Genomic DNA, 11,328 nt, shown 5'->3' on the forward strand with positions numbered 1-11,328 from the left:
ATTTAAACGCTGTAGCTTTAAAAATGAAGTCGTATCCCTATTTCTTGTTATTCTTTTTGGTGATTTTGCTCTTTTCTTGCAAAGAAGAGTCTAAAATAGAACGGGAAATAGCAAAAGTTCCTGTAAATATCACGGTTAAGCGTTTTGATGATTTGTTTGCAAATTCTACGTTGGAAGCTATTCCTAGTTTAAAAGCCGAATTTCCTTATTTGTTCCCAAAGGTTGTTCCAGATAGTATTTGGGCACTTAAGCTAAAAGACACCTTGCAGCTGCAGCTAAAAGAAGAAGTAGACAAAACTTTTGAAGATTTTGATACAGAGAAGGCCGGTTTGGAATCGCTGTTTAAGCACATAAAATATTACTTTCCACGTTACAAAACTCCAAAAATAGTCACCCTAATTTCAGAAGTGCAATATGATACCCGAGTGGTGCTTACAGATTCTCTTTTGTTAATTGGATTGGATAATTACTTAGGGGCCGATCACTTTTTCTACGAAGGTATGTCCAAGTATATCGCTAAGGGGTTGGATAAGCAATTTCTACTTTCAGATGTGGCTAGTGCTTTTGCTAAAAAGGTGAATGCATTGCCTAGAAATAGAACTTTTTTGTCTCGTATGGTTTATCATGGTAAAGAACTGTATTTAAAAGACCTCTTACTGCCTAATAGTACTAATGCGCAAAAAATAGGCTTTACTGCGGAAGAGCTAGTATGGGCGCAAAACAATGAGGAGCAAATTTGGCGCTATTTTATAGAGGAACAATTGTTGTATAGCACGGATAGTGCTTTAGACAGGCGTTTTTTAGATCCAGCGCCATTCTCAAAATTTGGTCTTGAATTGGATCGTGAGTCTCCAGGACGATTAGGAAGGTTCATAGGCTGGCAAATTGTAAAAAAATACATGGACAAAAATCCGGAGGTTTCCATAGTTGAATTACTGGATATGCCGGCAGATGATATATTTAAAAATTCAAATTATAAACCAAGAAAATAATGGCTGTAGTACATACTTCTGAGATAAAGTTGAAGGTGGGATTAGATGAAAATAGAGTTCCAGAAGAATTAAGCTGGTCTGCCCAAGACGGTGGGGTAGATAACGAAGAAGCAAAAGCAATGATGCTTTCTGTTTGGGATAGTGCTAAGCAAGAATCCTTAAAAATTGATTTGTGGACAAAGGATATGCCAGTAGATGAGATGAAAGTATTTTTTCATCAAACCTTGGTAACCATGGCAGATACGTTTATGCGTGCCACTCAGGATGAAAAGATGACAGCTACCATGAAAGACTTTTGTGAATATTTTGCAGATAAGCTAGACCTTAAAAAATAGCAAAGTGGCTACAAGTCTTGATCAAAGGCCTCAAATTTAGCTTTGTCTTGGCCTCTTAATGCAAGGTCTTCTATAACTTTATCTTTAGTAGGTCTTAGCCAGAACAAATAAATCAATAATGTGCCAGCTACCGTAATGTAAAGTGGGGTTCCGGTGGTGCTAAACCATATAATATTTATTAAGGTTGCGCCTTCAATTATAGCATATCTCACAATATTGGCGCTTAAAAAACCATTTAACTTGCTAAGCAAAGAGGGTTGTGTTTTGGCTTTGTCTATTAAATTTCTGTACAAAACCGAGCTGGCGAAAAAAGCAATAGCACCAATTACCGGTAGAATATAAATCATTGGGTCTTTTAAATTCAATTCATCCGTAAAATTCATTTCGGTATTGGAGTAGAAATAAGCAGAAATGGCCAGGCACCCCATGGCTAGCGCTAAATGAATGATTTTTGCAGTTTTTAGAAAGTTTTTTGGAGTTCTTTGTGGTCTGTTTTGCTGAGTCATTTATGGTCTTTTACGTATTAAAAGATACGGATTAATTGAGAAATGTAAATTGGAAACCGTTAGAAAACTAGAGTGCCCTTTTTGCTGTAAAATTTAATCTATTAAATCGTTGGGGTTAAGGCTTTGGTTAATTTCTTCTATGTAGTTAAGTAACGCTTCTTTCCCCAAATGTTTGCTAGAAGAAGTAATAAAATAAGGCGGTGTTTCTTCCCAAACGGAAGCTAATAACTTCGTTAAATAAGCTTTTACATTTTTTTCTATAGCACCAGACTTAAGTTTATCTGCCTTGGTGAAAATAATGGCAAAGGGAATACCGTTACTGCCCAACCATTCCATAAACTCCATGTCTATTGGTTGTGGTTCATGGCGTATGTCTACTAACACGAAAGCGCAGACTAGTTGTTTGCGTTTTAAGAAGTACTCGGTAATGTATTTTTGAAATGTCTTCTTGTCTTTTTTGGAAACACGGGCATAACCATATCCGGGTAAATCTACCAAGAACCAATTTTTATTTATTTTAAAATGATTAATGAGCTGGGTCTTCCCTGGTCTGCCAGAAGTTTTTGCTAAACTCTTGCGGTCTACCAGCATATTTATCAGTGAGGATTTACCTACGTTAGAACGTCCTATAAAAGCATATTCCGGTAGTGGTTCTTTGGGACATTTGGCAACGTCCGAGTTGCTCATCACAAACTCTGCAGCGGTAATTTTCATTTAGGTTCCTTTTGGAACTCAAAGATAAGGCAAGTCAGAAGAACGCTTGTTTAAAACGCTCTTTTCTCTAACCATTTGTCTAAAATTAGGTTAAAATCTTCAGGGTGTTCCATCATTGGGGCATGGCCACATTTGTCTATCCAAAATAAATCAGAATCAGGCAGTAATTGATGAAATTCTTCGGCCACATTTGGTGGTGTAACATTGTCTTGTTTTCCCCAAATTATACATGTTGGTGTATTCATGTTGGGTAAATCTTTTGCCATATTGTGGCGTATGGCACTCTTGGCAATAGCTAATGTTTTAACCAATTTCATTCTATCGTTTACGGTTGCAAAAACCTCGTCTACAATTTCTTTGGTGGCCACTTCTGGGTCATAAAAAACATCTTGTGCTTTTTTCTTGATAAACTCGTAGTCTCCTCGTTTTGGGTACCCATCGCCCATGGCGCTTTCATATAACCCAGAACTTCCGGTAATTACCAAAGCCTTTACCATTTCGGGGTATAATTTGGTGTGCAATAAACCAATATGTCCGCCTAAAGAGTTGCCTAGTAGAATAACGTCCTTTAAACCTTTATGCTCAATAAAATCCTTAAGAAATTTCGCAAAATTCTTAACTGTTGTTTTTATTACCGGCATATCATAAATGGGTAGCTCAGGAACCAGAACTTTATAGCCTTTTGTTGGAAAATACTCGGTTACGCCGTGGAAATTACTAAGGCCGCCCATTAATCCATGTAAGATAATAATCGGAGTGCCTTCTCCTAGCTCTATGTAACGGTACTTGCCGTCCTGTACAATTTTCTCCTCCATTTAAGTTGGTTACGAATGTGGGCAAATATAGGGATTTCAAAAGAATGCAATAACACACTTTTTTTTGGTTTTCGTAAAAATGTTAAGTGCTTTTTTTAAAGGTTGTTTTTAAACCTTGTGGTAAAAAGTGTCTCAAGTTTTGGGTAAAAGTGTCAAAAAGTGGTAAGAATGTTCTCATTTTATTAACAATGTGGGGTTTTGTGGTAAAATGTGGTAATAAATTTTATATTTTTGAGTTGTAATAAGAAACACGCCGATTTTGGACATTTTTTTCTTTGGGGTATTTAACTGTAAGGCCGATGCCAAGGGTAGGGTAATGCTACCTGTGGCGTTGCGCAACCAAATGGCCCCTGTTTTAAAAGATGGGTTTTTTATTAAAAAGGCGTATTACAGTGATTGTTTGGAGTTGTATCCTGCTTATGAATGGAACAGGGTAATGTCAGAATTAAACCAAAAAAGCAGGTTTGATGAAGAAAACCTTGATTTTATAAGAATGTATACCGCTGGTTTACGTCAAATAGAGGTAGATGCAAATGGCAGGTTGTTAATTCCCAAAGATGTTATTGGTATGGTGGGTATTGCCAAAGAAATTGTAATAGCACCAATTGGTAAGCATTTAGAAATTTGGGATAAAGACACCTACGAGAAGGCTATTACGGCGACCAAAGAGGAAAAGAAAGCTTTGGCAAAAAGGGTTATGAGTTCTAATAAAAACGTAGACAATGTATCATGATCCCGTCTTGCTTAAAGAAACTGTAGATGGTTTGGCCATTAAAGAAAATGGCACCTATGTAGATGTAACTTTTGGTGGTGGTGGCCATTCAAAGGAGATACTATCAAGACTTGGACCTACTGGAAGGTTATACGCTTTTGATCAAGATGAAGATGCGTTGGCCAATACTTTGGATGATGAAAGATTTGTTTTGATTAATGAAAATTTCAAGTTCTTAAAACAGTATCTGCGTTTTCATGGTGTGAAGCAAGTTGATGGCGTTTTGGCAGATTTTGGTGTGTCATCGCATCAGTTTGATGAGGCCGATAGGGGGTTTTCTATTCGCTTTGATGGAGATTTAGATATGCGAATGGATCGTAGAAGGTCTATTTCTGCTTTTGAGGTGGTAAACGGGTACGATGTAAAAGAGCTTACGCGGGTTTTAAAGGAGTATGGAGAATTAAGAAATGCCTACGGTATTTCTACGGCTATTGTAAATGCTAGGTCTGAGGGTGAACTTAAAACAACAGAGCAGCTCAAAGGGGTTTTGGGTAGGTTTTTACCCAAGGCGAAAGAGAACAGAATTTTAGCGCAAATCTATCAGGCAGTTCGTATAGAGGTAAATGAGGAAATAGCTGTTTTAAAAGCGTTTTTGACTCAAATTCCAGAAGTTTTAAAGCCTGGTGGTAGGTTAAGTTTAATAAGCTACCATTCTCTGGAAGATCGTTTGGTAAAACGATTTATTAGAGATGGAAAATTTGAAGGTGAGGCAGAGAAGGATTTTTATGGGAATGTAGATGTGCCCCTTAAAAAGGTTGGCGGTTTAGTTGTGCCAACGGCAGAAGAGATAGCGAGAAATAATAGGGCGCGTAGCGCCAAATTAAGAATAGCAGAGCGTTTGTAATTGATGAAAAAGGGATTGTTAGACATATTAAAAGGTAAGTTTTTGGTGAGTGGAGATGCTCCTAAGAACTGGCTTTTCTTGTTGTTTGCTTCTTTTTTGGCGGCAATTATGATTTCGAGTGGGCATCAGGCAGATAGGAAGGTGCACGAAATTTCTAGGTTAAATGAAGAGGTTCGTTCATTACGATCAGAATTTGTGGCTAACCGAAGAATGTTGCAAGAGCTAAAAATGGAATCCTTTTTAAAGGAAGAAGTGGCGAGTAGGGGTTTAAAACAGTCCTTAAATCCACCTCAAAAAATAATAGTAAAATCCAATAAATAATGGCCGTAAAGGAAAAAACCATAATGCATAGACTGTATTTGGTGGCAGCAGGGATGTTCTTGTTTGCCGTGGCCGTTGTATGGAAGCTGGTAGATATACAAATGGTAGATGGTGACACCTATAAGGAAATGGCGCAAGCCAAAACCGAAAAAATGTTCACCATACAACCAAATAGAGGTAATATTTATGCAGATGATGGTAGTTTACTGGCGGCTTCTGTGGCCAAATACGAAATTAGATTTGATACCAACACGGTAACAGAGAAAGATTGGCAAGAAAACATTGGTCCTTTATGTGATTCCTTAGGTATGTTGTTCAATAAGCCGGCTTCTCATTACCGTCAAATGCTTAGAAAAGCTAGGGCCAATAAGAATGGTTACAAGTTAATTGCACGCAATGTTGGGTATTTAGATTATCAGCGGCTTAGGGGCTTTCCATTGTTTAAATTAGGTCCGCATAGGGGTGGTTTTATAGAGAAACATAGGGTAGTTAGGGAATATCCTCTGGGTAAAATGGGTGCGCGCAGTATTGGTTATGAGCGTGTAGATGAAAAAGGTTATTATACCAGAGTGGGGCTAGATGGTGCCTTTGGTGCTACCTATTTAAGAGGTAGGGAAGGTAAGCGTTTAAAGCAAAAAAGTGCCGGTAGCCATTGGAAACCTGTTGGTTTTAACAATACCATAGAGCCGCAAGACGGTATGGATGTGGTAACCACAATAAATTCTAATATACAAGATATTGCGCATCATGCTTTGCTTGGCCAGTTAGAAAAGTATAAGGCTGATCACGGTTGTGTTGTGGTTATGGAGGTAGAAACTGGCGAGATAAAAGCCATTTCCAATCTTGGAAGAACCGAAGAGGGAAACTATTATGAGCGTTTAAATTATGCGGTTGGTGAGTCTCATGAGCCTGGCTCTACCTTTAAACTAATGTCTTTAGTGGCTGCCATGGAAGATAACATGGTAGATACCAATACGGTTGTAGATACCGAAAAAGGGCGTTATAAAGTTTATGATCGCGTTGTTCGTGATTCTAAATGGGGTGGTTACGGTAAAGTGTCGGTTGCAGATGCTTTTGCTGTTTCTTCCAATACGGCCTTTGCTAAAATTATACATGAAAATTACAAGGAGAACCCAGAGAAGTTTGTAAATCGTCTCATGAATATGGGGCTTCATAAAAATTTAGGACTTCCCATAATTGGAGAGGGTAGTCCGGTAATCCGCTATCCTGGTGATAAAGGTTGGTCAGGAATTTCTTTGGCTTGGATGTCTCATGGTTATGAGGTTTCTATGACTCCTTTACAAACCTTGGCATTCTATAATGCCATAGCTAATAATGGAGAGTTGGTGAAACCAAGATTCATAAAAGAGGCCAGGATAGGTAACAGGGTGGTAAAAGCTTTTGATAAAGAGGTGTTGAATCCGTCTATCTGTTCAGATGCTACGGTAAAAAAGGCCCAGCGTATTTTAAAAGATGTTGTAGAAAAGAAAAAGGGAACTGGGCATGGTTTGTATAGCCCTACTTTTTCAATGGCAGGTAAAACAGGTACGTGCCAAAAAAATTACGTGGCAAAAGACCCAGATAAATTAGCATATATATCTTCTTTTGTAGGTTATTTTCCTGCGGATAATCCAAAATATAGCTGCATTGTTGTAATTCATGAACCGGATAAGAGCGTAGGTTATTACGGGGCCGATGTTTCTGGACCGGTATTTAAATCGTTAGCTCAAAAAATATATACCAATTCACCTGTTATTGATAAAGTGGATCCCGAAAGCCCCAAAGAGGCGGTTCTAGAAAAAAACTACAAAAACTACTATGCCTTATCACAAAAAGTTAAAACAGCAATTCCCAATCTTTCAGGAATGAGTGGTATGGATGCTGTGTCCCTATTGGAGAATATGGGGGTGAAAGTACAGGTTAGGGGTAATGGTAAGGTAAAAAAGCAATCGGTAAAGGCAGGTACGGCAATAAAAGAAGTTGAATATATAATACTGGAGCTTTCATGAAGTTGTTGAAGGATATATTATATGGAGTGGGGCTTAACGCCGTGAGTGGAGACACCAATGTCTTGATCAATCAAGTGCATTTTGATTCTAGGCAAATTGGTATGGACGATGTATTTGTTGCTATTAAAGGGCTCCAGGTAGATGGGCATAAATTTATTGCTAAGGCTATCGATGCCGGTGTTAAGGCAGTGGTCTGTGAGGTAATGCCAGAAATGGTAATTAATGGTATTACCTACATTCAAGTTAAAGACTCCCAGCAAGCATTGGCGGTTATGGCGGCTAATTTTTATGATAACCCTTCTAAAAACCTAAAATTAGTTGGGGTAACGGGTACCAATGGCAAAACCACTATTTCAACCTTATTGTACAACCTATTTAAAAGTGCGGGTTATAAAGTAGGTTTGATCTCTACTATAAAGATTATGGTAGATGACAAAGAATTTGCCACTACCCATACTACGCCAGATTCTCTTACTATTAACAAGTGTTTGGATTTAATGAGCCAAGCCGGGGTGGAGTTTTGTTTTATGGAAGTTAGTAGTCACGGTTTGCACCAAAAAAGAGCGGAAGGGCTTCATTTTCAAGGGGCGGTTTTTACCAACCTAAGCCATGATCACCTAGATTACCACAAGACCTTTGCAGCATATAGGGATACTAAAAAGTTACTGTTTGATGGATTGACCAAGACGGCATTTGCCTTAACCAATCTAGATGATAAGAATGGTGCCGTTATGCTACAAAATACCAAAGCTAAAAAACTTAGTTATTCCTTAAAAAGTATGACGGATTATAGGGGGCAAATCCTAGAACGTCAACTAGATGGGCAATTGTTGAAAGTAGATGATAATGAGCTATGGACCAAGTTAATAGGTGACTTTAATGCCTATAATATTTTGGCCATTTATGCGGTTGCGATAGAATTAGGTTTAGAACGCTTAGAGGTGCTTCGTCTAATTAGTGAACTGCAAACTGTAGATGGAAGGTTTCAATATTTTGTATCTAAAAATAAAATAACGGCTATTGTTGATTATGCCCATACGCCGGATGCGCTAAAAAACGTGTTGAACACTATAAACACTTTAAGGACTGGAAATGAAAAAGTCATCACCGTAGTGGGGTGTGGTGGTGATAGAGATAAGTCTAAGCGTCCGGTTATGGGTCATATCGCATCAGAAATGAGCCAGCAGGCCATATTTACATCAGACAATCCAAGAACAGAAGAGCCCGCAACCATCATCCAAGAGATGGAAGCTGGGGTGGAGCCACAAAACACACGTAAGGTTTTGAGCATAGAAAATAGAAGGCAAGCCATACGTACCGCTTGTAAGCTTGCCGTTGCTAATGATATTATTCTAGTGGCAGGCAAAGGGCATGAGACCTACCAAGAAACCAATGGGGTACGCACGGAGTTCGATGATTTTAAAGAATTAAAAATCGCATTAAAAGAAATAGAAGGCTAATGTTGTATTATTTGTTTCAATTTTTAGAAGAACAATACCAGATTCCTGGAGCTTCCTTATTTCAATTCCTCTCTTTTAGAGCTGGTTTTGCGGTAATTCTATCCTTGCTTATTGCCATGGTATATGGTAAACGTATAATTCTGTTTCTTCAAAAACAACAGATTGGCGAAACCGTGCGTGATTTAGGCTTGCAAGGGCAAAAGCAAAAGGCAGGAACGCCAACTATGGGCGGTATCATCATTATTTTGTCTACCCTGATTCCAGTACTACTGGTGTGCGATTTAAAGAATATCTATATCATCTTGCTCATAGTTACCATGGTGTGGATGGGTATAATTGGTTTTATAGACGATTACATTAAGATTTTTAAGAAGAACAAAGAAGGCTTAAAAGGTAGATTTAAAGTAATTGGCCAGGTTGGTTTAGGTCTAGTTGTAGGTGCCGTGCTTTACTTTCATCCGCAAGTAACTATAAAGGAAAAAGACGGGTCTAGAATTACAGAAGATTTTAAGGTAGAACGCGTTTATGGAGAAGAGCTAAGCACTGTTCGTACCAATATTCCATTTTTTAAGAACAATGAGCTTAACTATGCAGATTTCATTTCTTGGATGGGAGAGGGAATGGAGGAGTACGCATGGCTCATCTTTATTCCGGTAGTTATTTTAATTGTTACAGCGGTATCCAATGGTGCTAATTTAACGGATGGTATAGATGGTTTGGCCGCAGGATCTTCTGCTATAATCGTATTGACCTTGGGTATTTTTGCATGGGTGTCTGGTAATATCCTTTTCTCAGATTACTTAGATATTTTTTACATACCTCGGGTTGGTGAAACCGTAGTTTTTATAGCGGCCTTTGTGGGGGGCTTAATTGGCTTTTTGTGGTACAACACCTTTCCAGCACAAGTATTTATGGGAGATACCGGCAGCTTAACCATAGGTGGGGTAATCGCGGTAATAGCTATAATCGTTAGAAAAGAATTGTTGATTCCACTTTTGTGCGGAATCTTTTTTGCCGAGTCACTTTCTGTGATGATTCAAGTAGGATACTTTAAGCATACCAAGAAAAAATATGGAGAAGGAAAACGGATATTTCTAATGGCTCCTTTACACCATCATTACCAGAAGAAATTATACCACGAAAGTAAGATTGTAACCCGCTTTTGGATTATTGGAATTCTTTTGGCCATAGTTAGCATTGTAACCTTGAAAATTAGATAAGGGTGAAAAGATTGGTGGTGCTTGGTGGTGGAGAAAGTGGCGTGGGAACCGCCATTTTGGCAAAACAAAAAGGGTATGCGGTTTTTGTTTCTGATTTTGGAAGCATAAAGCCAAACTATAAAAACGTTCTTGAACAGTTTGAAATTGAATGGGAAGAGAAAATGCATACGGAATCTAAGATTCTAAATGCGGATTTAGTAATGAAAAGTCCTGGAATTCCAGATAAGGCACCAATGGTAAAGCAATTGGTGGCAAATGGCATTCCAGTAATATCTGAAATTGAATTTGCAACCAATTATACGGATGCAGAATTAATTGGTATTACCGGCAGTAACGGTAAAACAACCACTACCATGTTGGCCTATCATCTAATAAAAAACGGTGGTGTGAATGTGGGGATGGCCGGTAATATAGGCGATAGTTATGCTAAAATGGTGGCAGAGCAGCATTTTGATTGCTATGTTCTGGAAATAAGCAGCTTTCAGCTAGACGGTATCGTGAGTTTTAAGCCAAACATTGCCATAATAACCAATATAACGCCAGATCATTTAAATCGATATGATTACAAATTTGAAAACTATATCGCATCTAAATTTAGAATAGCAATGAATCAGACAGCGGAAGATTATTTAATCTATGATGCAGACGATTCCGTGATTACCGAATGGTTATCGCAAAACCCAGTTCAATCAAAACTATTGCCTTTTTCGCTAGAGCGAGAACTAGAAGAAGGGGCATATATAGACAACAACCTAATTAAAATAAACGTAGACACTAATTATTTGGAGATGAGTACAGATTTTTTAACGCTAGAAGGAAAGCACAATACAAAAAATGCAATGGCAGCTAGTATGGCCGCTATGTTGGTGCGAGTGAGGAAAGAAGCTATTAGGGATAGCATACAATCATTTCAGGGAGCTCCCCATAGATTGGAAAAAGTGTTGAAAATTAATCACGTAGAATATATAAACGATTCTAAGGCAACTAACGTAAATGCTACCTACTATGCGTTAGACGGTATAAAAAAACCAATTGTTTGGATAGTGGGTGGTACAGATAAGGGCAATGATTACACAGACCTTATGCCTTTGGTAAGAGAAAAGGTAAAAGCAATTATCTGCTTAGGTATGGATAATAGCAAATTGGTGGCCACTTTTGGTAAGGTTGTTGAGCCTTTGGTAGAAACCTATTCTATGGAAGAAGCGGTTAAGATTGCCTATAAGGTTGCGGAACGTGGTGATGCCGTTTTACTATCACCAGCCTGTGCAAGTTTTGATTTGTTTAAAAATTATGAAGACCGCGGCGATCAATTTAAAGATGCGGTAAGAAATTTATAGAGA

At 38.3% G+C, this 11,328-nt stretch carries 12 protein-coding genes; 9 read left to right on the forward strand and 3 right to left on the reverse strand.

From position 1 onward, the window contains the following. Window positions 1-23: 23 nt before the first annotated feature. Both gldB and gldC read left to right on the forward strand, forming a co-directional pair. Window positions 24-992, forward strand: coding sequence for a gliding motility lipoprotein GldB (gene gldB / locus BUL40_RS04545; protein ID WP_244901820.1), 969 nt, complete (start codon window positions 24-26; stop codon window positions 990-992). Further along, the gene (gldC, locus tag BUL40_RS04550) at window positions 992-1,327 is read left to right on the forward strand and encodes a gliding motility protein GldC (RefSeq protein ID WP_010519126.1); all 336 of its coding nucleotides are present in this window, start codon (window positions 992-994) and stop codon (window positions 1,325-1,327) included. The genes gldB and gldC overlap by 1 nt, the downstream gene beginning before the upstream one ends. Before the next feature lie 8 nt (window positions 1,328-1,335). Here gldC and BUL40_RS04555 read toward each other — a convergent pair whose 3' ends face one another. From BUL40_RS04555 to BUL40_RS04565, 3 genes are all read right to left on the reverse strand, one after another. Then, window positions 1,336-1,833, reverse strand: coding sequence for a hypothetical protein (locus tag BUL40_RS04555; protein WP_080318246.1), 498 nt, complete (start codon window positions 1,831-1,833; stop codon window positions 1,336-1,338). A 93-nt stretch (window positions 1,834-1,926) separates the two neighbouring features. Beyond that, window positions 1,927-2,547 (reverse strand): ribosome biogenesis GTP-binding protein YihA/YsxC, encoded by a 621-nt coding sequence (gene yihA, locus BUL40_RS04560; protein ID WP_080318247.1) that lies wholly within the window; start codon window positions 2,545-2,547, stop codon window positions 1,927-1,929. Between the two features lie 50 nt (window positions 2,548-2,597). Then, window positions 2,598-3,362 carry an alpha/beta fold hydrolase gene (locus BUL40_RS04565; RefSeq protein WP_080318248.1) on the reverse strand — a complete coding sequence of 255 codons (765 nt, stop codon included), beginning with the start codon at window positions 3,360-3,362 and terminating at the stop codon, window positions 2,598-2,600. A 259-nt stretch (window positions 3,363-3,621) separates the two neighbouring features. On the opposite strand from BUL40_RS04565, the gene BUL40_RS04570 reads away from it, so the two are divergent. The 7 genes from BUL40_RS04570 to murD are packed head-to-tail and all read left to right on the forward strand — an operon-like array spanning window position 3,622 to window position 11,325. Continuing rightward, entirely contained in the window at window positions 3,622-4,095 is a 474-nt protein-coding gene (locus tag BUL40_RS04570; RefSeq protein ID WP_080318249.1) for a division/cell wall cluster transcriptional repressor MraZ, read from the forward strand. Continuing rightward, window positions 4,085-4,978, forward strand: coding sequence for a 16S rRNA (cytosine(1402)-N(4))-methyltransferase RsmH (rsmH, locus tag BUL40_RS04575; RefSeq protein WP_080318250.1), 894 nt, complete (start codon window positions 4,085-4,087; stop codon window positions 4,976-4,978). The genes BUL40_RS04570 and rsmH overlap by 11 nt, the downstream gene beginning before the upstream one ends. Window positions 4,979-4,981: 3 nt before the next feature. After that, a complete protein-coding gene (locus BUL40_RS04580) occupies window positions 4,982-5,299 on the forward strand; it encodes an FtsL-like putative cell division protein (protein WP_080318251.1) in 318 nt (105 codons plus the stop codon). Next, window positions 5,299-7,308, forward strand: a complete 2,010-nt coding sequence (locus BUL40_RS04585; RefSeq protein ID WP_080318252.1) for a penicillin-binding protein — start codon at window positions 5,299-5,301, stop codon at window positions 7,306-7,308. The genes BUL40_RS04580 and BUL40_RS04585 overlap by 1 nt, the downstream gene beginning before the upstream one ends. Continuing rightward, window positions 7,305-8,768, forward strand: a complete 1,464-nt coding sequence (locus BUL40_RS04590; RefSeq protein ID WP_080318253.1) for a UDP-N-acetylmuramoyl-L-alanyl-D-glutamate--2,6-diaminopimelate ligase — start codon at window positions 7,305-7,307, stop codon at window positions 8,766-8,768. The genes BUL40_RS04585 and BUL40_RS04590 overlap by 4 nt, the downstream gene beginning before the upstream one ends. Further along, entirely contained in the window at window positions 8,768-9,988 is a 1,221-nt protein-coding gene (gene mraY / locus BUL40_RS04595; protein ID WP_010519135.1) for a phospho-N-acetylmuramoyl-pentapeptide-transferase, read from the forward strand. Before BUL40_RS04590 ends, mraY begins: the two co-directional genes overlap by 1 nt. Window positions 9,989-9,990: 2 nt before the next feature. After that, window positions 9,991-11,325 (forward strand): UDP-N-acetylmuramoyl-L-alanine--D-glutamate ligase, encoded by a 1,335-nt coding sequence (gene murD, locus BUL40_RS04600; RefSeq protein ID WP_080318254.1) that lies wholly within the window; start codon window positions 9,991-9,993, stop codon window positions 11,323-11,325. The last annotated feature ends 3 nt before the right edge of the window (window positions 11,326-11,328 follow it).

It is taken from the genome of Croceivirga radicis (genome assembly GCF_002072105.2).
Taxonomy (GTDB): Bacteria; Bacteroidota; Bacteroidia; order Flavobacteriales; family Flavobacteriaceae; genus Croceivirga; species Croceivirga radicis.

Bases quoted from the DNA above. Each gene is read 5' to 3' on its own strand.
- yihA (WP_080318247.1), bottom strand. From the start codon at position 2,547: ATGAAAATTACCGCTGCAGAGTTTGTGATGAGCAACTCGGACGTTGCC.
- BUL40_RS04565 (WP_080318248.1), bottom strand. From the start codon at position 3,362: ATGGAGGAGAAAATTGTACAGGACGGCAAGTACCGTTACATAGAGCTA.
- mraY (WP_010519135.1), top strand. From the start codon at position 8,768: ATGTTGTATTATTTGTTTCAATTTTTAGAAGAACAATACCAGATTCCT.
- BUL40_RS04555 (WP_080318246.1), bottom strand. From the start codon at position 1,833: ATGACTCAGCAAAACAGACCACAAAGAACTCCAAAAAACTTTCTAAAA.
- BUL40_RS04590 (WP_080318253.1), top strand. From the start codon at position 7,305: ATGAAGTTGTTGAAGGATATATTATATGGAGTGGGGCTTAACGCCGTG.
- gldC (WP_010519126.1), top strand. From the start codon at position 992: ATGGCTGTAGTACATACTTCTGAGATAAAGTTGAAGGTGGGATTAGAT.
- BUL40_RS04580 (WP_080318251.1), top strand. From the start codon at position 4,982: ATGAAAAAGGGATTGTTAGACATATTAAAAGGTAAGTTTTTGGTGAGT.
- BUL40_RS04585 (WP_080318252.1), top strand. From the start codon at position 5,299: ATGGCCGTAAAGGAAAAAACCATAATGCATAGACTGTATTTGGTGGCA.
- rsmH (WP_080318250.1), top strand. From the start codon at position 4,085: ATGTATCATGATCCCGTCTTGCTTAAAGAAACTGTAGATGGTTTGGCC.
- gldB (WP_244901820.1), top strand. From the start codon at position 24: ATGAAGTCGTATCCCTATTTCTTGTTATTCTTTTTGGTGATTTTGCTC.